Source organism: Mycobacterium sp. EPa45 (assembly GCF_001021385.1).
Lineage (GTDB): Bacteria > Actinomycetota > Actinomycetes > Mycobacteriales > Mycobacteriaceae > Mycobacterium.
The window spans coordinates 5,049,454-5,069,253 of sequence record NZ_CP011773.1 but is presented as its reverse complement, the minus strand read 5'-3'; the positions used below and the strand labels follow the sequence as shown (position 1 = coordinate 5,069,253).

Below are 19,800 nucleotides of genomic sequence, written 5' to 3'. Positions count from 1 at the left end.
TATTTCGGACACGCGGTGGCCGAGGGCGGATTCGGCACCTTCCACCACGACCGCGCGTTGACACCGCCCGAAACGCGCCGGGTCATCCGGCAGAACCGGGACACGCTCTACTCCCGGAACGGGACGCCCTTTACCTCAATGTCGTCCCACCGGACAACGACGGCCGTGTCCACTATCGGCTCACCCTCGCTGACGTTCCCGTCGACGGGTTCTGGTCGGTCACGGTTTATGACAGTGACGGATATTTCACACCGAATCCGCAGAATGCGTATTCGGTCAACAACATCACCGCCACTCAATCTGCCGACGACAAGGTCAGCATCGATTTCGGTGGTGATGCGAGCGCCCCCAACCACCTGCCGATAACGCCCGGATGGAACTACCTGGTCAGGCTTTCTCGGCCGCGCGAGGTGATCCTGCGTGGCCAGTGGGCTTCCCCGAAGCGCGACGCGTGAACTGACGCAGCGTTTCGACCCGCACCGCCAGTGGCAATACTCGAGTGGCGCGTCGTCGGGTTTGGCAGGCAAGGTGAAGGCAAGACAAGGTCAGGAGTCTCATGTCGCAGACGGTGGAGTCCACACCCGACGATGGACCGCCCGACGAGGGTGAACTCGGCAACACGCCCGCCGAGATCACATACGACGAGCACCTGCACCCCGCCCGACCCCGGACGCTGCGGTTCCGTCCGCGGGTGCGAAATCCGTTTGTGCGCAGGTCGATTGCCCAGGACGGATCGCCGACAGCGGACAACCAGGCTTACGTATCGTGGCTTCTGTCACAATCCATGCTGGCCGATGCCAACGAGATCAGCCAGCAGTTCTCCGGTCAGGGCTCGATGTGGCAGAACCCGTACGCCACGCCCAGTCCGCGCAGTGCCGTAGACGCCGCATCGGTTTGGTTCACCGCGTATCCGCTTTCCCTCATCACCCGTCCCGACGAGTCGTTTCTCAAGGCCATGGCCGACGAGGCGATGTGGAAAGCGTTCGCCGAAATCGGCATCGAGGGCATTCACACCGGGCCTGTCAAGCGCGCGGGCGGCATCGCGGGCTGGCAGCTCACGCCCAGCGTCGACGGCCACTTCGACCGCATCAGCACCCAGATCGACCCGGCGTTCGGCACCGAGGACGAATTCCGTCAGATGTGCGGCACGGCGAACTGGTACGGCGGCACGATCCTCGACGACATCGTGCCCGGCCACACCGGCAAGGGCGCCGACTTCCGGTTGGCGGAGATGAAGTACGCCGACTACCCCGGTATCTACCACATGATCGACATCGATCCCCTCGACTGGGAGCATCTGCCCGACGTGCCCCACGGCCGTGACTCGGTGAACGTCGACGCCGCCACGGAGGAGTGGCTCGACAAGGCCGGCTACATCATCGGACGGCTGCAGCGGGTGATCTTCTATGCCGAGGGCATCAAAGAAACCAACTGGAGCGTGACTCGTCCTGTCGTCGGCATCGACGGTGTCGAGCGGCGGTGGGTGTACTTGCACTACTTCAAGGAAGGGCAACCCTCGATCAACTGGCTCGATCCGTCATTCGCCGGCATGCGACTGGTGATCGGCGACGCGCTGCATTCGTTGACCGACCTCGGTTCTGGTGGGTTGCGCTTGGACGCCAACGGATTTCTCGGTGCGGAGAAGACCTCCGGCGACGACGGTGTCGGTTGGTCGGAGGGTCATCCGCTGTCGCAGGCGGCCAACCAGTTCATCGGAAGTATGGTGCGCAAGCTGGGTGGTTTCACCTTCCAGGAACTCAACTTGACGATCGACGACATCAAGGAGACCAGCGGTACCGGCGCCGATCTGTCCTACGACTTCGTCAACCGTCCCGCCTACCACCACGCGCTGGCGACCGCTGACACCGAGTTCCTCCGGCTGACGCTGCGTACGGCCATCGAACTCGGTGTTGATCCGGCATCGCTGGTGCACGCGCTGCAGAACCACGACGAGCTGACCTACGAACTCGTGCACTGGTCGAACGGCCACAAGGACGACATCTACACCTACAAGGGGCACGAGATCACCGGCGAAGCCCTCGGTGAACGGGTCCGCCGCGACCTCACCGAGGCACTCACGGGACCGGCGGCGCCGTACAACCGGGTCTTCACAACGAACGGAATCGCTTGCACCACAGCGACAGTGATCGCTGCGACGTTGGGGTATCGCGATCTGGACGATATCGACGACATCGACCGCATCCGCCGTGCGCACCTGCTGTTGGCGATGTTCAACGCCCTGCAGCCGGGTGTGTTCGCGCTGTCCGGCTGGGACCTGTGCGGGATGCTCACCCTGCCGGCAGCCGACGTCGCCGACCTGATGCACGGCGGAGACACCCGCTGGATTCACCGCGCCGCCCATGACCTGATGGGTGTGAACCCCCACGCGACGAAGTCGAATGCTGGAATGCCGCGTGGGAGAAGCCTTTACGGCTCTATCCCGGAGCAGCTCGATGACGACACCAGCTTTCTGCGGCAGTTGCAGGCGATCTTGCGGGTTCGGGCGCACTACGGGATCGCCACGAGTCGGCAGATCGACATCCCTGAGGTCTCTCATCGCGGCATGCTGGTCATGGTGCACCAACTCGATGACCCCGCGCAGTATCAACTGACCGTGTTGAACTTCGCCAACGAAGACATCGCCGGGACCGTCCGCTCCAAGACCCTCCCGCCGGGTTCGACCGTGCGGGACATGTTCACCGGAGCGCAGATTGCGGTCGTCGACGACCTGCACAGCTTCGCGGTCGAGATGATCCCGCTGCATGGCATGTCGCTGTTGGTCGAGCTGCAGCCGACCGACGAATTAACCTCGGACTGAACATCGTTCGGGCATGAGGCGGCGGCCGCCCCGGGAGAGACGGCCGCCGCGGTCAGGGGATCAGAGAGCCACGAACGAGGTCCCCAGCTGCACGCCCCACACCTGGGCGTCGGCGTTCCACACCACGGGTGCCAACGGAGCCCACAGCGGCGGCGGGGGAGCCGGCAGCGCCCAGGCAGGCGGATTCACATCGATCACGTCGTCGATATCCTGCGGGATCCACTTCAGGTGACCGGGGGGCGGGAAGCCACCGTGTCCGGGCGGCAGCGGGTTGCCGGGGACGCCGACGTTGACGCCCGGGCCCGGGGGCTGCGGCCACGGCCAGTGCGGATCCGCCTGGGCAATGCCGCTGGCTGCGCCGAGGACACCGGCGCCGAGTGCGGCCGTAAGAGCAGTCTTGGCGGCGATTCGTTTCAGTTTCATCTTCGATACTCCTTCGTCATTGGGTCTGCGCCGTATGCCGGTTCGCATGCGACACGATCTCGCAGACATCGGGGGCGGGATTGGGGCCACGTAGGCGCCAAATATTCAAGCGCTCAATCCGAACCCACTGGGTATATCGGCGCGGTCGTCCGGGGCGTTACGTGACGCGGATAGTTCGATGATCTAGAAAATGACTTAAGTCAGCAGTTCGGCGGGCTTTCGGCGCGATATCGTTGGTGCATGTCGGTGGCAGACAAGGTCTCGGCGCGGGAGACCAAGCGGCTTCAAACCCGGGAGCGACTCATGGGGGCGGCCATAGCCGAATTCAAGCGGTCGGGCATCGCCGCAGCCGACGTCGGGGCCATTGTCGCTGCCGCCGGAGTCGCACACGGTACGTTCTTCTTCCATTTCCCCACAAAGGAACACGTGCTACTGGAGCTGGAGCGCCGGGAAGAAGAGCGGATCGCCAAGCAACTCGACCGGTACCTGGCAGATTCGGATCGCGATCTGGAATCGACGCTCAACGAAGCGGTCCGGCTGGTGATGAGTCTGGAACGCAGGCTCGGCGCCGCGTTGTTCAAAGACTTTCTGGCGCTGCATTTTTCGCAAACGCGCCCGGCAGATGAAAGCAAGGAGCACCCCGTCGTCGTCGCGGTTGCCCGCGAGATCGAGCGTGTTCAACTGCGGGGCCAGGTGGATCCAGCGGTAATTCCGATCAACAGCGCCGTGTTCTTCCTGCTCGGCCTCTATGCGCTGTTGACGACCACGCACGACTGGCCCGCTCAGCGCGCGATGATCGATGACTATGTGGTGAGAACGCTGCGCAGTATTGAGTCTTCGTAGTTTTACTGACTATAGTCAGTTTCGTGAGCCTGGCTTCGTCCATACCCGCTGGCAGCGGACTCGATGAGCACATGGAGGAATCGCGGCTGGCGCAGCGTCAAGCGGACAGGTGGCTGATCTCCGGCGGCATCCTGATCGGGTCGGCCGCGCTGGGCATATTCGGCCTGCCGCTGTTCCTGCGCGGCGTCTGGCTGTTGCGGCGCGCGCAGCGCCGCGGGCTGGCGGTACGCCCGATGCTGGTCACCCTGCTCGGCTACCTGGTGATCATCGACGCGGCCATCAATGCCGTCGGGTGGGCGTTGGACATGATCGGCAACCACACGCTGCTCGCCCGGGTGCTGCTGACCGGCTGGGGCAACATGTTCGACGCCGGATACTTCTGGCACTTCAACGAGCTGTGGGTCGGGGGTGCGGCCGGGCCGGGTGAGAAGGGCTGGGAGATCGGCCTCATCTTCACCGTGTTCACCATGCGCATCGCCGCGGCGATCGGGTTCTTGCAGATGAAGCGCTGGGGTCAGCAGTGGATGATCGTGACCTGCTGGATGGGTGTGGTGATCTGGTGCGGCTATGTGTTCAACATGACGATGTATGCCGACGTGCGTTATGCCGGTGTGGTGTTGCCGGTCATCGGCTGGTGGCTCTACGACATCTTCTACATCACGCCGTTCCTGGCGATTCCGTATCTGCACACGGTCAACCGCGAAATCTTCACCGACTGAAGGGATGCAGTTCATGGGGTACCTCTGGGAGATCCTGCGATACGTGGCCGCGTGGGGCGGCACGATCGCGATCATCGCGTTCTGGTACTGGATGTTCTCCAACATCGGTACGTTCTGAGCAGTCGTGGCCGAGTTGTCCGATGCCGGCGCGATGGCGCTTGAGCGTAGCTGCGCCCTCACCGCGGTCGCACTGAGCGAACGACGTCGCCAGGGAGTCCGTCTGGTCACCGGACAACACCGCAGCTTCGGCCTGAATGCAACACTGGACTACGTCCACGTTCCCTACCCGATTCGTCCGGAGTGGACCCGGCGAACCGTGACATGCGCTGTCGCGCTGCAATGTTCACCATCGAAGGAACGCATCACCGGCCGTCGGTTGAGTGAACTGACGGCTCCCGAGTTGCGCGCACTCACCGTCATCGAGGCGGGCGTCGCGCTGGGGTGGATCGCATCTCGCTGGCCGGGCCTGATCCGTGAGATACGGCACGCGTTGCCCGACCTCGACACGCTGCCCGCCGACTTGGCCGCCGACGAGATGCTCGATCGTGCAATAGCTTTCGCGCGCAGCGACAAACGACCTCCGGTCGATCCCCTGCTGGGCAGCCTGCCGCTGGCCCACACCGCGCCGAACGGGTGGAGCGACACCCTTCGCCGTACATTCGGGCGGATGCCGTGGACATCAACCCAGAAGCGCATGCCCCGGCCGTACTCGGTGCCGGTCGGCGGTGACGGTGGTGTCCGCAACACGAACCTGCCGCCACCGAGTCGTCCGCAGGACAACGACATGGACATCACTCCCGAGCATCGCCTGGGAATTCCCTATCCGGAATGGAACGCATGGACCAAGCGCTTCATGCCCAATCATGTTGCGGTGCTGGAACGCTCCCACGGAAGTCGTGTGCAGCGACCGGTTGTCGATGCGATCGATCTGCGGAAGTGGTTCGAAGAGCACACCCATCGAGCCATGAAGAGCCGACTCGAAGACGGCTCGGACGTCGACGTCGAGCAGTACGTCAGCCACTACATAGACCTGGCTGCCGGGGCGGCCGGCGAGCCGCGAATCTTCCGGGAATTGTCACCGGTCAGCCGCGATGTCACCACCGCATTGCTGCTGGACGGCAGCTCGTCTCTGGGAGCCCAGGGCGGCCGGATCTTCCGGCTCGAATTGGCGTGCGCCGACGCACTGTCACGAGCGATGAACCTCGCCAAGGAGCGCCACGGCGTGTTCGTCTTCACCGGTAACACTCGGCACCGCGTCGAAGTGCGCTGCCTCAAGGACTTCGACGACCCACGGGTCGCGCTACCCAGCAAGCTCGGTCTGGAGACCGGCGGGTACACGCGGCTCGGAGCACCGCTGCGCCACTTGACAAGTCGGCTCCTCGGGCAGCCTTCGGAACGGCGTCTGCTCATCGTGATCGGAGACGGCCTGATCTCCGACGAAGGCTACGAGGGCCGCTATGCATGGGCCGACGCCGCACATGCTGTCGAGGAGGCGAACGACGCCGGCGTCTCGGTGTACTACGTCGGCGTCGGACCGACGAGAGTCGACCCGTTGCCCGAGGTATTCGGCCCGCGCCGGTCGCAGCGCATCCGCCGGGTTGACGATCTGCCACGGGTGTTGGCCCACGTCCATCGGGAGTTGGTCACCGTATGACCGAGACCTACTTCGCTTTTCGCAACGAAGTCGTGCTGTTCGAGCAGGCTTTCCACCAGCGCATCCCGGTGATGCTGACCGGTCCGACCGGCTGCGGCAAAACACGGCTCGTCGAACACATGGGGCTGTTACTGGGCCGGCCCGTCGTCACGATCAGCTGCCATGACGACCTCACCAGCTCGGACCTCGTCGGACGCTTCATGGTGACCGGAGGCGACGTCGTGTGGACCGACGGTCCCCTCACTCGGGCCGTGAAGGCCGGAGCAATCTGCTATCTCGACGAAGTGGTGGAAGCCCGCCACGACTCGCTGGCGGTATTGCACTCGCTGACCGACCATCGCCGCACCCTCTACCTGGACCGCGCCGGTGAGGTGGTGGCGGCGCCGGAGAGCTTCATGCTGGTGTGCTCGTACAACCCCGCCTACCGCAGCTCCCTCAAGGAGCTCAAACCCTCGTTCCGGCAACGGTTCGCGACGCTATCGATGAATTACCTGCCGCCAGAACGCGAGGCCGACGTGGTGGTCGCCGAGACCGGAGTCGAACTGGCCGTCGCACGACGGCTGGTGCGCTGCGCGGTCGCGATCCGCACTGCGGACGAGGCATTTCACTTCGAACCGCCATCGACCAGGGTGCTGGTCACGGCGGCACAGTTGATCGTCGCCGGGGCAACAGAATTGGAGGCTGCCGACGCGTGCATCCTCGCGCCGTTGAGCACCGACGGTGCGATCAATGACGGGTTGCGTGAAGTTGCGGCGGCCTGCTTGGCCGATGCGGATGTCGAGAGAGGTGGCTAGATATGGATCAGAAGGAGCGCAAGCGTAAGAGGGCGTTGATCATTCTGCAGGTGGTGATCTACGGCTACCTGTTGGTGATGTTCGGAATCCAGCTCTACATGTCCTTCGCCCGCGGCTGGTGGGACTTGTGACCGCATCCTCGGTCAGTCAGGCCGGCGAGACGGTCGGCCTCGAGGATCACGCCGAGCAGTCGCGGCTCGCGCAACGCCGCGCCGACAAGTGGATGATCGTCGGTGCCGCGTTGATGGGCATGTGGGCACCCGGACTCATCGGCTTTCCGATCTTCATGCGCGGAGTCTGGCTGCAGCGCCAGGCGTTACGGGCGGGGTTGTCGGTGCGACCGATGATCGTAACGCTGATCGGCTACCTCGTACTGATCGACGGTGCGCTCAACAGTTTGGGATGGGCGCTGGACCTGGTTGCCAATCACACCCTGATCAACCGAGTACTGATGGTGGGCTGGGGCGCCATGTTCGACGCCGGTTACTTCTGGCATTACAACGAGCTGTGGGTCGGGGGTGCGGCAGGGCCCGGTGAAAAGGCCTGGGTCGCAGGGCTGATCCTCACCGTGTTCGCGATGCGCTGCGCCGCGGCGATCGGGTTTCTGCAGATGAAGCGCTGGGGTCAGCAGTGGATGATCGTGACCTGCTGGATGGGTGTGGTGATCTGGTGCGGCTATGTGTTCAACATGACGATGTACGCCGATGTGCGTTATGCCGGTGTGGTGTTGCCGGTCATCGGCTGGTGGCTCTACGACATCTTCTACATCACGCCGTTCCTGGCGATTCCGTATCTGCACACGGTCAACCGCGAAATCTTCACCGACTGAACAGGTTCAAGGAGCCATCATGACTACATCCCCGCCGGCCGCGGAAGACAAGGTCGACGACCTACCGCCGGGCACCACGCCGTACTACGCGCGAATGCACAAATGGATCAAGCGCGCGGTACTGGTGTGCCTGGTCGCCCTGGTCGTCGAAGGAGCGTTCACTCTGCCGTTCATGGCGATCTACTACGGCTACCCGACGCTGAGCCTCACCGAGATCTGCAGCGAGCTGATGAAGGTCCGGTACTCCGACGACACGCTGGAGTGCAAGTTCCCCTACCCGCCGCTGGGTCCGCCGGAAGGTGCCGAGGGCAAAGACACCGCCCAGGACCAGTGGGGTATTCAGCCGACGCCCAAGTACCACCGGATCGGATTCCGCGAACTCGTCCGGATCCACGACGAACGGATCGCGCGGCAAGCACACTAGTGTTCAACTGCCGGGTGTTGACGCATTTGTGGGGGAGTCGCCGATGAGTGGATGGCTGGTGAGTCACATCCCGCCGGGATTGCTTCTGGTCGGTTTGATCATCGTCGTCGCCGGGGGAGGGATACTCCTGGTGGCGGGGGTTCGACGCCGATTCCCGGCCCTGACCCGGGACGAACACAACGACGTCACGAAATTCACCTACAGCTTCATCGGTTTCATCTACGCCTTCTTCATCGGTTTCATCGTCTCCTCGATGTGGGGACAGATCAATGCTGCCGACGCGAATGCACGGGCCGAAGGTGCGGCCGCGCTGGAAATGGCCAGGGGAGCAAGCGCATTCGACAGTGCCGACGGCGACCGGATCCGGCAGGGCCTGCTGAGCTACGAGAGAGCCGCGATCACGGAATGGGACAGCGGCAGCGGGGTCCGCTCGGCGGAGGCCGACTCTGCGCTGGCACAGTTGTCAGCGGCCTACCGCCAGGTCTCCGCGACGACCGATGGTCAAAAGAGCGCGTTGTCGACCTCATCTTCCAACTTGGACAAGATAAGTCAGGCCCGCACCGTCCGGCTGCTGACCGCGCGTGAAGACACCGGGCCGCCGTGGCCTTTGTGGGCGCTCATCTTCCTCACCAGTGGGATGGTGCTGGGCACCGTGGTCATCTACGGGGTCGAGAAAGCCGGGATGCACTATCCGATGGTGGCGATCGTGGGGCTCATCGTCGCGACCAATCTCTTCCTGATCCTCGAACTGTCCCATCCGTTCATCGGCGGGATATCGACGACGTCCGACCCGTTGTACGAGGTGGTTTCGGTTCTCACCGCGAGCCGGTAATGGTCCGCGTCGCCGCCGTGCCGGCGGTGGCAACGAATGCCGGTGCCACGAACCGCTCCAGGACCTTTCGCTCCTCGCGGATGCTTGCGACCGGCGAGTACGCGAACGAAACCACAACGCGCACAATCCATTGCGCCGCCTGCGGATCGTCGTCAGTGATACCGGTGAGTTCGGCGGCCAGATGGGCGAGCATCGGGGACGCATGCAGATCCCTCAGGTCCAGCGCGCCACCGCTGCTGAAAATCAGGCGACGCAGCGGGTCGGATCGAATCTGGGCCAATGCCACGGTGATCGCGGTGATCACTCGATCCGGCCCGGTGAGCCCGTCAACGGCGTGTCTGACCGAGTCGATGATTCCCGAAGCCAGACGCATCAGTACCGCGTCGCGGATCTGACCCTTGCCGCCGGCATGGCGATACACGGTCGCCCGCGAACAGTGGACCCTCGCGGCAAGGACGTCGATGTCCAATGCGTCCAGCCCGTCGCGAACGACGAGTTCGGTAGCCGCCGCGTAGATGCGATCTGCTGCCGCCGCGCCGCGATCTCCGCCGAGGACCCAATCACCGCGAACCATAATCGACATCTTCTCAACAATGAGACGGCGACAAACCCGTATCGCACTTTTCTCGCAGGTGAAGACGCATCGTTGAGACGACAGGACGATACCCGAGCGGACCGTGTTCGCGACTTTGCGGCTCACGATTGACGCGGCCCGTCGCCACCGCTCAGCGTGGAGGGATGACATCGGCAGACGTGGATCTGGGGCTGGCGCTCTTCGAGGACCGGTACATCCAAGATCCGCACCCGCTGTACGCGAGCATGCACCAGGCGGGTCACGTTCACCGCATCGGTGAGTCCGGCTTCTACGCGGTAAGCAGTTGGGACGCCGTCAACGAGGCGGTGGTTCGGCCGGATGACTTCTCCTCCAACCTGACCGCCACGATGATGTACCAGCCGCCGGACACCGTCACCGCCTTCCCGATCGGCGAACTCGGCGGCGAAATGCAGGCGCTGGCAACAGCGGACGAACCGGCGCATGCGTTCCACCGCAAGCTCCTGTTGCCGCAGTTGGCCGCCAAACGCGTCCGCGCCGTCGAGCCGTTCATCGCCGATACCGCCGCCCGCCTGTGGGAGAGGAATGCCGACGGCGGCGGCATCGAGTGGATGGGTGCGATGGCCAACCGCCTGCCGATGATGATCGTCGGACGGATCATCGGCGTGCCCGACGCCGACATCGACAAGATCATCCAGTGGGGATACTCGGCCACCCAGGTGGTCGAGGGTTTGGTGACTCCGGCTCAGATGGAAACGGCCGGCGTCGCCGTCATGGAACTCAGCACGTATGTCACCGAACAATTCAGCAAGGCGGCGGCTGCGCCGCGCGACAATCTCCTGGGCGACCTGGCCGCGGCGTGCGCCGCCGGCGACCTGAGTGACATCGCGGCGCTGTCGATGATGATCACGCTGTTCAGCGCCGGGGGTGAATCCACCGCGTCGCTGATCGGTTCGGCCGCTTACCTTCTCGCGACCAACCCCGACGTTCAACAGCAGTTGCGAGATCAGCCCGACCTGCTCGGGGCGTTCCTCGAGGAGGTGCTCCGGTACGAGCCGCCATTCCGAGGGCATTACCGCCACGTCGTCAACGACACCGAACTGTCCGGAGTGCAATTGCCGGCGGGATCTCGATTGCTGCTGTTGTGGGGCGCGGCCAACCGAGACCCGTCCCACTTCGATGACCCTGCCGAGTTCCGCCTCGACCGGTCGGTGGGCAAGGGGCACATCACCTTCGGCAAGGGCGCGCACTTCTGCGTCGGGGCCGCGCTGGCGCGGTTGGAGGCCCAGATTGTCATCGGTCAACTGTTGGAGCGGACCGCGACGATCGGTGCCGCCGATGTCGGACTTTGGCTGCCGAGCCTCCTGGTCCGTCGACTCGAGCGGCTCACGCTGAGCTTCGCGTGATCAGCGCCGCCCGCCGCCTCCCACCTCGGCAGGCAGTGGCGGTGGCAAGGGTGTCGTCGACGTGGGAGTGGTGCTGGTAGGTGCCGACGACGTCGCTGCCGGAGGCGTCGGGCTGGTCGCCGTCGACGACGTCGAGGCCTGCGGTCCGTGGAAGTCCTGCCACGACTCTTTACGGACGACGCTGCCGCCGGCGGTGACCACCAGCGAACTCGAACTCACCGTGTAGCTGATCCCGTCGTTCACGGCGGTGAACGAACCATCGCCGGAATTGGAGGCGGACACGATCAGCTTCGCGCCGTCGCGGACCCGCACGCCGCGATAGTCATAACCGCTGGATGTCTTGCATATCGCCACGCGGGAACTGTCGGTGCTGCCGAAGAGCACGGCGGCACTCGAACAGCGTGCCGTCGAGTCGATGTAGCCGTTGGCGTCGAAGGCGGGGGCGGCGCCGGCTTGCGGCAGGGTGTTCAGGAGCAACGCGGAGCATGCCGCGGCCGCCGCAACGCCGGCGGCGCGGATCGCAGAAGAAGGCATCGCCCTCCACGACACCACGCCCACCCTGGGCAGGCGAGCGCCGATGCCGAGAATCCACGAGATCGTTAGTTTGCCGAGACCTTGGCCAGGGTGTTTGTAGACAGTTTTGCCATTGTGTACTGTGACCGAGCGCACAGTGGATAGTGTCGCCGCCCAGTACCACCGACGGGGGATTCAGATGGAGTTCGGAATGCGAGATCACGCAGGCGCTCGGCGGTTGGCGCGCCGCGCAACGACAGCACTGGCGACGATCGTCTCGGCTGTTGCGCTGTTCCTGATGTCGGCGTTGCCCGCCTGGGCCGCGGACGCGATCACCCTGACCTGGGTGCGGCACGGCGAGTCCTACGGCAACGTCGCGGGTGCCGGCATTGACACCAAGGTGCCCGGACCGAACCTCACCCCGCTGGGCGAGGACCAGGCCGCAGCCATCGCGGAGAAGCTCAAAGACGGTGGCTACGACAGCATCTACGTCTCCGACATGATCCGCACGCATGAGACGGCCGCCCCGCTGGCGACGGATACCGGGTTGAGCCCGATCCAGGAGGGAGGCTTCCGGGAGATCAGCGCCGGCATCTTCGAGGGTTCGCCGATCGACAGCGGGCTTGGCCGCATTGGTTACTTCCTCATCCCCGTGGCCTGGACGCTGGGGCTTCGCTCATTGCCAATTCCATTGGGCGAGAACGGCAACGAATTCGAAGCGCGCGTCAACGGCGCGATCGCCGACGTGATCACCAACGGTGACACCGATCCGGTCATCTTCTCGCATGGCGCCACCATCATGGTCTGGACGATGATGAACGTCGACAATCCGGACATCTCCCTCATGCTCACCCATCCGCTTGGCAACACGGCGGTGGTGGTCGTGACCGGCAATCCGGAAGACGGCTGGTTGCTGCAGAATTGGGATGGGATTGCGGTCAGCCAGAATCCGTCACTTGGCGGCCAGTTGTTCGTCAATGCTCGCCACCTGATCGTGGCGCCGCAGACCGCGGTCTACAACGTCGTCCAAGCCGTCAAGACCGGTGACATCAGCAAGGTCGTGGCCGCCGTGCGCGAGGGAGTGGTCACCGTCGTGAAGGCAGGCGTGGACTTCGTCACGAACTCGGTCACCGATATTGCGCAGGCGGTCCGTGGGGCGCTGCCCGGTGCGGCGGCTCCAGTCGTCAATCCGCTTGCCGCCAAGGTGAAGTCGCCGGCCGCGACCACCCAGACGATCTCGACCGGCGCCACGGACGTGACCGACGGCAACAAGGCCGAGCCGACCAAGGTCAACGCCGGCTCCAGCCGGTCGTCGAAGGCCGTCAAGTCCGGTCAGGGCACGAGCACCGGCCAGGCCGACGGTGGAGCGAAGAAGGGAACCGGTTCCAGCGGTCGGGCTGCGCACAAAGCGGCTGCCTGACCGACGTTTCGGTTCAGCCGAGATACTCCGACTCGAGCACCAGGTCCGGTACCAGTGTTTGGTACTCCATGTGGGTGCGGTGCTCGACGGTCTGCCATCCTTTGCCCTGCTGCTCGCGCATGAAGGCGCGGTACTTCGGGGAGCCGGGGAAGCCCACGTTGTCGGCGACGACGACCGCGCCTCGACGTAGCCAACCGCGCTCGACAATGCTGTGCAAGTCCGCCAGGTATGCGTTCTTGTCGTGGTCGATGAACAGGAAGTCCACTGTGCCGGCAGTGAATCCGTATTCGTCGCGCAGAACGTCCAGCGTGCGTCCGCCATCGCCGACGGTCCCGACCACGCAGCTGACGCGATCGGTGACACCAGCGTGTGCCCAGATCCGCCGGGCCACTGCGGCGTTCGCCGATGAAAGTTCGACGGAGATCACCCGCGCCGATGGCGCGGCGCGTGCGATCCGCAGCGCACCGTATCCGCAGTAGGTGCCCAATTCGAGAGCCAATTGCGGATCGGCTCGGCGCACCGCGGCGTCGAGCAGCTCGCCCTTCTCGTCGCCGATGTTGACCAGAAACGACTTGGCGTAGGCGTACTTGTCGATGGTGGCCAGCACGCTGTCGATGTCGCTGCGGCGCGCGTTGGCCTCGACGTAGTCGGCCGCCGCAGCCTCGCGGCCGTCCCCGACCTGACCCGTCCGGTTGAAGTTGCGGATTCCGATACCGGTGCGCAACACCGACCATCGCAGCAGCGACAATCGCTGGCGAAGATTCATGAACCCACGCTACGTTGTGGTCGCGGGTGCCACCGGAGGGGTTTGTGTGCGGGCAACAGCGTCTTCGCCCGTCGCCCGAAGCGGCGGCGGCCGGACAGTCCTGGCCGTGAGCTACGGCCTCGTTTGTCATGCGTTGTTCGCGGTGGCCGTCGGCGCCATGATCGCCGCGATGTACTTCGGGATGAGCCGTTCGTTCGGCAGGTTGCCGACCCCGTGGAGCTGGGTGGCGAACGCTGCGCTGTTGGTTCAGTTCCCGGTCGTCCACTCGTTGCTGCTCACCGGCAGGGGCCGGGCGGTGCTGGGCCGGCTGGCTCCGCGTGGGACCGGCGCCACGTTGGCGCCGACCACCTACGTCATCGTCGGGTCGCTACAGCTGATCGCCCTGTTCGCGCTGTGGACGCCGTCCGGGATGATCTGGTGGCAGGCGCGCGGTCCGGCCTTGGTCGTGGTGGTCGCGCTCTACGCGTTGGCCTGGGTGCTGCTGGGTAAGTCGATGCTCGACGCCGGCCTCTCGCTGCAGACCGGCAGCCTGGGCTGGATGGCCTTGCTGCGCGGCCGCAGGCTGATCTTCCCCAAGATGCCGACGACGGGCCTTTTCCGGCTGACGCGGCAGCCGATCTATGTCGCGTTCGCTCTGACGGTCTGGACGGTGCCGACCTGGACGCCCGATCAGTTGGCCCTTGCGCTGGTATTCACCGCATATTGCCTGGTAGGGCCGCTGTTCAAGGAAGCCCGCTTCCGGCGCGTCTTCGGTACTGCGTGGGACAGCTATGCGCGTAGGGTGCCGTATTGGTTACCGTGGCCACGTAGGCCACGAAGCCGTTCGGGGAAGCGTTGTGAACCTACTGCTGGTCGAGCACGTATCAGCAGAAGGCAGGGCTGAAACCGAAGGACGGACCATTGCTGCGAGCGATCGCCCGGCTAGCTATTGCAGCGCCGCGTCAGGTGGTCGCCGTAGCGCTCCTCGTCATGGTGGCAATCGGCATCTTCGGTGTACCGGTGGCCAAGAACCTGTCGCCGAGCGGCTTCGCTGATCCGAACTCGCAATCGTCCCGCGCGACCGACCTGCTCACCGACAAGTTCGACCAGGGTGATGTGCAGTTCTTGGTCGTCGTGACCGCCGGCGATCGTTACGACAGCCCCGCGGCGCGCGCGGCCGCACTCGACGTCATCGACCAGCTGAAGCGATCCGGCCATGTCACCGGGATCTCGTCGGCGTGGACGTCGCCACCGCAGGCCGCGGCGGCGATGGTCAGCCGCGACCAGAAGTCGGGCCTCATCACCGCCGGCATCACCGGCAGCGAGGCCAACCAGCAGACCTATGCCAAGGATCTGTCCGGCCAGGTCAGCCGTGACCGGGACGGCATCGCCGTGCGCACCGGCGGAGTGGCGATGGTCAACCTGCAGGTGACCCAACAGTCCCAGCACGATCTGTTACTCATGGAATCCATCGCGATCCCGCTCAGCTTCCTCGTGCTGGTCTGGGTCTTCGGCGGCGTGTTCGCCGCCGCGCTTCCGGTGGCCGTCGGGCTGATGGCCATCCTCGGCGCCCTGGCCGTCCTTCGGGTGACGACGTTCTTCACCGATGTCTCGATCTTCGCGCTGAATCTCACCACTGCCATGGGCCTTGCGCTGGCGATCGACTACACCCTGCTGATGATCAGCCGGTATCGCGACGAACTCGCCGAAGGGGCCGACCGCGAGGCTGCGCTGATGCGGACGATGGAGTCGGCGGGCCGCACCGTGCTGTTCTCCGGCACGACCGTCGCGCTGTCCATGGGTGCGATGGTGCTGTTCCCCATGCACTTCCTGAAATCGTTCGCCTACGCCGGGGTGGCCACCGTCGCCTTCGCCGCACTCGCCGCGATCGTGATCACCCCCGCCGCGATCAGCCTGTTCGGCGACCGGCTCGACTCGCTCGACGTGCGCCGCCTGTTCCGTCGCACGCTTGGCCGGGCCGAGCCTGTCGCGCGCCCCATCGAACAGCAATTCTGGTATCGCTCAACGAAATTCGTGATGAAGCGGGCAGTTCCGATCGGCTTGGTCGGCGTGGTGGTGCTGGTGATCCTCGGTGCGCCGTTCCTCGGTGTGCGCCCCGGTTTCCCCGACGACCGGGTGCTGCCCACCTCGGCCTCGGCTCATCAGGTGGGTGACCTGCTGCGCAGCGAGTTCACCAACAACTCCGAGACCGCGATCCCCGTCGTCATCCCGGACGCCACCGGGCTCCCCGATCCGCAGATCGCCCGATACGCCGCCGACCTGTCGAGGGTCCCCGATGTGCCGACGGTGTCGGCGCCGATGGGCGCATTCGTCGGTGGCAATCTCGTGGGGCGGCCGACGGCTGCGACGGGCGTGGCGTCGGGCAGTGCGCTGCTCACGGTGGAGAGCACGGCTGCACTGTTCTCCGACCGTTCGGAGGATCAGCTGACCCGCCTGCATCAGGTGAGCACGCCCGGCAATCGGGCGGTCGAGTTCGCCGGTACGGCGCAGACCAACCGCGACAGCGTCGATGCCATCACCTCACGGTTGCCCGCCGTCCTCGGCCTGATCGCGGTGATCATGCTGGTCCTGCTGTTCCTGCTGACCGGCAGTGTGGTGCTCCCGCTGAAGGCGCTGGTCCTCAATGTGCTGTCGCTGACCGCGGCCTTCGGTGCGATGGTGTGGATCTTCCAGGACGGCCACCTCGGTGCCCTGGGCACCACCTCGACCGGCACGTTGGTGGCTAACATTCCGGTCCTGCTGTTCTGCATCGCATTCGGCCTGTCGATGGACTACGAGGTCTTCCTGGTGTCCCGGATCCGCGAGTTCTGGCTGGCATCGCCGCAGGGCGGGGTCGCGGACAACGACGAGAGCGTCGCTCTCGGGGTGGCCCACACCGGTCGCGTCATCACCGCCGCAGCACTCATCATGGCTATCTCGTTCGCCGCCCTGACCGCGGCTCATGTGTCGTTCATGCGGATGTTCGGGCTGGGCCTGGCGCTGGCCGTCCTGGCCGACGCCACCCTCGTTCGTCTGGTCCTGGTCCCGGCGTTCATGCATGTCATGGGCCGGTGGAACTGGTGGGCGCCGAGGCCGTTGGCGTGGATGCACCAACGGGTAGGAATTCGCGAAGGAGGCCCGGCGAGGCATACTGGGTGACGTGTCGAACAACGGTCCGCGGGCAAACACTGGTGAACCCGCACCGGACGATCGTCGTGTCAATGACATGCGTCCGATCAGTGTCATCGCCGGTGTGCGCGGAGAGTTGCCGTCGCACCGGTACAGCCAGGCCGAGGTCACCGAAGCTTTCCTGACCATCGGCGGGTATGGCGAGTATGAAGAGATCCTTCGCAAGCTGCATCGCAGCGCCAAAGTCGACAACCGGCACTTTGTCCTGCCGCTGGATCAGTACCCCGCGCTGAAGGATTTCGGCGAAGCCAACGACCTGTTCATCGAGAACGCTGTAGAGCTCGGCTCGGCCGCTGTCGCGGGTGCTCTCGAGGAAGCCGGCCTGCGGCCGGAGGACGTCGATCTCATCGTGTCGACGACGGTGACGGGTGTCGCGGCCCCATCCATCGAGGCCCGGATCGCCGGCCGGCTGGGCATGCGGCCCGATGTCCGTCGGGTGCCGATGTTCGGGCTCGGCTGCGTGGCCGGCGCGGCGGGCGTGGCCCGGCTGCACGACTATCTGCGCGGTGATCCCGACGGCGTGGCGGTATTGGTGTCCGTCGAGTTGTGCTCGATGACCTACACGGCGAACAAGCCGACGCTGCCCGGCCTGGTCGGTAGCGCCCTGTTCGCCGACGGTGCCGCGGCCGTCGTCGCGGTCGGTGAGCGCCGGGCTGCGAAGATCAACGCCAGCGGACCCGATGTGATCGATTCGCGCAGTCATCTGTATCCAGATTCCCTGCGCACCATGGGCTGGGACGTCGGAGCCGACGGACTGGAGCTGGTGCTGTCCGCCGATCTGCCCGATGTGATCGAACGCTACCTGCCGGACGACGTCGGGGATTTCCTTGGCGCACACAGCCTCACGATCGACGACATCGGCACGTGGGTCTGCCACCCTGGTGGCCCCAAGATCATCGAGGCGATCGTCAACAGCCTGAAGCTCCCCGAGGAGGCGCTTGAACTCACCTGGCGCTCGCTGGCCGACATCGGCAACATCTCCTCGTCGTCGGTGCTGCACGTGTTGCGCGACACCATCGCCAAGCGCCCGTCAGCAGGCCCGAGTGTGATGATGGCCATGGGTCCCGGGTTCTGCTCGGAACTGGTGCTGCTGCGCTGGCACTGATGACCTGGTATGTGCTGCTGGTCGCTGCGGTGGCGCTGGAGCGCCTGGCCGAACTGGTCGTCGCGAAGCGCAATCTGGCCTGGAGCCGGGCTCAGGGCGGGGTCGAGTTCGGGGCGAGCCACTACCCGCTGATGGTGGTGCTGCACACCGGATTTCTCGCCGGTGCGCTGCTGGAGGTCATCGGTCTGCACCGCCCGTTCCTCCCCGCCCTCGGCTGGCCGATGCTCGCGATAGTCGTTGCCGCGCAAGGCTTACGGTGGTGGTGCATCACCACACTCGGCCGGCAGTGGAACACCCGCGTCGTCGTCATCCCGGGCGCTCCGCGCGTCGTCGGCGGCCCGTACCGGTTCTTGCACCATCCCAACTACATTGCGGTTGTCGCCGAGGGCGTCGCCCTGCCGCTGGTGCACACCGGGTGGATCACCGCACTGGTCTTCACCGTGCTCAACGCGGCGCTGCTGCGCACGCGCATCCGCACCGAAAACGCCGCGCTGGCAAGCCTGTCGTGATCGATCTCCTCGTCGCGGGCGGCGGACCGGCCGGTCTGGTCACCGCATTGCATGCCGCCCGCGCCGGGCTGAGCGTGACCGTCGTCGAGCGACGTGGAGCACCGATAGACAAGGCCTGCGGTGAGGGGATGATGCCCCACACTGTCGAGCAGTTGGGAAAACTCGGAATAGCTCTGTCCGGCAAGCCGTTTCGGGGCATCACCTATCTCGATTCCATACGCCGGGTGGATGCGGATTTCCAGGCCGGCCCGGGCCTGGGTGTGCGTCGTACCGCGCTGCACGCGGCGCTGATGGACGCGGTCGGCGCGGCGGGTGTCGAGGTGGTAAACGCCCACGTCGGCTCGATCACACAGAACTCGGATTCAGTGCAGTGCGGGGGATTTCGCGCGCGCTATCTGGCCGCTGCTGACGGCTTACATTCACCGATCCGGCGATCGCTCGGGCTGGCGCGCCCGAGTCACGGGTCGCGGCGGTGGGGACTGCGGCGGCACGTTCACACCGCGCCGTGGAGCGACCGGGTCGAGGTGTACTGGGGTGACGGCGCGGAAGCCTACGTCACGCCGGTCGCCGACGACTGCGTGGGCATTGCGATACTGACCGCGCGGCAGGGGCCGTTCGAGAGCAGGCTGGCCGAATTCGGTGCGCTGAGCGAGCGTGTGAACGGCCACCCGCACGGACCCGAGCGGGCTGCGGGACCTCTTCGCCAGCGAGTGGCTGGGCGCCGGGCCGGCCGCGTCCTGCTGGTGGGCGATGCCGCCGGCTATGTCGACGCGTTGACCGGCGAAGGCCTCGGCATCGCCTTCGGCGGTGCCGAGCTGTTGGTGAATTGTGTTCTGGCCGATCGGCCCGGTGACTACGACCGGCAGTGGCGGCGGATGTCACGGCGCTACCGGCTGTTGACAGCCGGCCTACTGCACGCGGCGGAGCATGGCCCTACCCGGTCGGCGGTGGTACCTGCCGCGGCCGCGCTGCCGAGCGCGTTCGGCAAGATTGTGAACCTGCTGGCGTACTGACGGCGTAGGCT

General features: G+C 65.3%; 21 protein-coding genes. 17 read left to right on the top strand and 4 right to left on the bottom strand.

Features of this window, described 5'->3' with window-relative positions; all coding sequences use genetic code 11:
- Positions 1-29: 29 nt before the first annotated feature.
- Both AB431_RS30170 and treS read left to right on the top strand, forming a co-directional pair.
- Complete coding sequence (locus AB431_RS30170; protein ID WP_144418517.1) at positions 30-455, top strand: DUF1214 domain-containing protein; 426 nt, start codon at positions 30-32, stop codon at positions 453-455.
- A gap of 101 nt (positions 456-556) precedes the next feature.
- On the top strand, positions 557-2,818 hold the full coding sequence (gene treS, locus AB431_RS23885) for a maltose alpha-D-glucosyltransferase (RefSeq protein WP_047332022.1): 2,262 nt from the start codon (positions 557-559) through the stop codon (positions 2,816-2,818).
- Between the two features lie 60 nt (positions 2,819-2,878).
- On the opposite strand, the gene AB431_RS23880 is transcribed toward treS, so the two are convergent.
- Positions 2,879-3,241 (bottom strand): hypothetical protein, encoded by a 363-nt coding sequence (locus AB431_RS23880; RefSeq protein WP_047332021.1) that lies wholly within the window; start codon positions 3,239-3,241, stop codon positions 2,879-2,881.
- Between the two features lie 240 nt (positions 3,242-3,481).
- Here AB431_RS23880 and AB431_RS23875 point away from each other — a divergent pair, with 240 nt between their 5' ends.
- The 8 genes from AB431_RS23875 to AB431_RS23840 all read left to right on the top strand — a co-directional run bounded on the left by AB431_RS23875 (position 3,482) and on the right by AB431_RS23840 (position 9,336).
- The gene (locus tag AB431_RS23875; protein WP_047332020.1) at positions 3,482-4,084 is read left to right on the top strand and encodes a TetR/AcrR family transcriptional regulator; all 603 of its coding nucleotides are present in this window, start codon (positions 3,482-3,484) and stop codon (positions 4,082-4,084) included.
- A 71-nt stretch (positions 4,085-4,155) separates the two neighbouring features.
- Positions 4,156-4,803 (top strand): hypothetical protein, encoded by a 648-nt coding sequence (locus AB431_RS23870; protein ID WP_144418516.1) that lies wholly within the window; start codon positions 4,156-4,158, stop codon positions 4,801-4,803.
- A gap of 124 nt (positions 4,804-4,927) precedes the next feature.
- Positions 4,928-6,457, top strand: a complete 1,530-nt coding sequence (locus AB431_RS23865) for a nitric oxide reductase activation protein NorD (protein ID WP_047332018.1) — start codon at positions 4,928-4,930, stop codon at positions 6,455-6,457.
- On the top strand, positions 6,454-7,251 hold the full coding sequence (locus AB431_RS23860) for a CbbQ/NirQ/NorQ/GpvN family protein (protein WP_047332017.1): 798 nt from the start codon (positions 6,454-6,456) through the stop codon (positions 7,249-7,251). Before AB431_RS23865 ends, AB431_RS23860 begins: the two co-directional genes overlap by 4 nt.
- Before the next feature lie 2 nt (positions 7,252-7,253).
- Positions 7,254-7,382 carry a hypothetical protein gene (locus AB431_RS31450; RefSeq protein ID WP_047332016.1) on the top strand — a complete coding sequence of 43 codons (129 nt, stop codon included), beginning with the start codon at positions 7,254-7,256 and terminating at the stop codon, positions 7,380-7,382.
- A complete protein-coding gene (locus AB431_RS23850) occupies positions 7,379-8,080 on the top strand; it encodes a hypothetical protein (RefSeq protein WP_047332015.1) in 702 nt (233 codons plus the stop codon). The genes AB431_RS31450 and AB431_RS23850 overlap by 4 nt, the downstream gene beginning before the upstream one ends.
- A gap of 19 nt (positions 8,081-8,099) precedes the next feature.
- Positions 8,100-8,504 carry a hypothetical protein gene (locus AB431_RS23845; RefSeq protein WP_047332014.1) on the top strand — a complete coding sequence of 135 codons (405 nt, stop codon included), beginning with the start codon at positions 8,100-8,102 and terminating at the stop codon, positions 8,502-8,504.
- A 43-nt stretch (positions 8,505-8,547) separates the two neighbouring features.
- Positions 8,548-9,336: a DUF4239 domain-containing protein gene (locus AB431_RS23840; protein WP_047332013.1), complete on the top strand. Its 789-nt coding sequence runs from the start codon at positions 8,548-8,550 to the stop codon at positions 9,334-9,336.
- On the opposite strand, the gene AB431_RS23835 is transcribed toward AB431_RS23840, so the two are convergent.
- Entirely contained in the window at positions 9,320-9,910 is a 591-nt protein-coding gene (locus AB431_RS23835; RefSeq protein ID WP_047332012.1) for a TetR/AcrR family transcriptional regulator, read from the bottom strand. The genes AB431_RS23840 and AB431_RS23835 overlap by 17 nt on opposite strands.
- A gap of 164 nt (positions 9,911-10,074) precedes the next feature.
- On the opposite strand from AB431_RS23835, the gene AB431_RS23830 reads away from it, so the two are divergent.
- On the top strand, positions 10,075-11,295 hold the full coding sequence (locus AB431_RS23830) for a cytochrome P450 (RefSeq protein WP_047332011.1): 1,221 nt from the start codon (positions 10,075-10,077) through the stop codon (positions 11,293-11,295).
- Here the strand turns inward: AB431_RS23830 and AB431_RS23825 are convergent, their stop codons facing one another.
- Positions 11,296-11,829, bottom strand: coding sequence for a hypothetical protein (locus tag AB431_RS23825; protein ID WP_047332010.1), 534 nt, complete (start codon positions 11,827-11,829; stop codon positions 11,296-11,298).
- Between the two features lie 190 nt (positions 11,830-12,019).
- Here AB431_RS23825 and AB431_RS23820 point away from each other — a divergent pair, with 190 nt between their 5' ends.
- Complete coding sequence (locus AB431_RS23820) at positions 12,020-13,228, top strand: histidine phosphatase family protein (RefSeq protein ID WP_158423556.1); 1,209 nt, start codon at positions 12,020-12,022, stop codon at positions 13,226-13,228.
- Positions 13,229-13,241: 13 nt separating this feature from the next.
- On the opposite strand, the gene AB431_RS23815 is transcribed toward AB431_RS23820, so the two are convergent.
- The gene (locus AB431_RS23815; RefSeq protein WP_047332009.1) at positions 13,242-13,994 is read right to left on the bottom strand and encodes an O-methyltransferase; all 753 of its coding nucleotides are present in this window, start codon (positions 13,992-13,994) and stop codon (positions 13,242-13,244) included.
- A 106-nt stretch (positions 13,995-14,100) separates the two neighbouring features.
- Here AB431_RS23815 and AB431_RS23810 point away from each other — a divergent pair, with 106 nt between their 5' ends.
- The 5 genes from AB431_RS23810 (at position 14,101) to AB431_RS23790 (ending at position 19,789) form a co-directional block, all read left to right on the top strand.
- Entirely contained in the window at positions 14,101-14,877 is a 777-nt protein-coding gene (locus AB431_RS23810) for an isoprenylcysteine carboxylmethyltransferase family protein (protein WP_235435747.1), read from the top strand.
- Positions 14,878-14,894: 17 nt separating this feature from the next.
- The gene (locus AB431_RS23805; RefSeq protein ID WP_047332008.1) at positions 14,895-17,132 is read left to right on the top strand and encodes an MMPL family transporter; all 2,238 of its coding nucleotides are present in this window, start codon (positions 14,895-14,897) and stop codon (positions 17,130-17,132) included.
- A gap of 76 nt (positions 17,133-17,208) precedes the next feature.
- Entirely contained in the window at positions 17,209-18,267 is a 1,059-nt protein-coding gene (locus AB431_RS23800) for a type III polyketide synthase (RefSeq protein ID WP_047333751.1), read from the top strand.
- Positions 18,267-18,776, top strand: a complete 510-nt coding sequence (locus AB431_RS23795) for an isoprenylcysteine carboxyl methyltransferase family protein (protein WP_047332007.1) — start codon at positions 18,267-18,269, stop codon at positions 18,774-18,776. The genes AB431_RS23800 and AB431_RS23795 overlap by 1 nt, the downstream gene beginning before the upstream one ends.
- Positions 18,773-19,789, top strand: a complete 1,017-nt coding sequence (locus AB431_RS23790) for an NAD(P)/FAD-dependent oxidoreductase (protein ID WP_047332006.1) — start codon at positions 18,773-18,775, stop codon at positions 19,787-19,789. The genes AB431_RS23795 and AB431_RS23790 overlap by 4 nt, the downstream gene beginning before the upstream one ends.
- Positions 19,790-19,800: the final 11 nt, after the last annotated feature.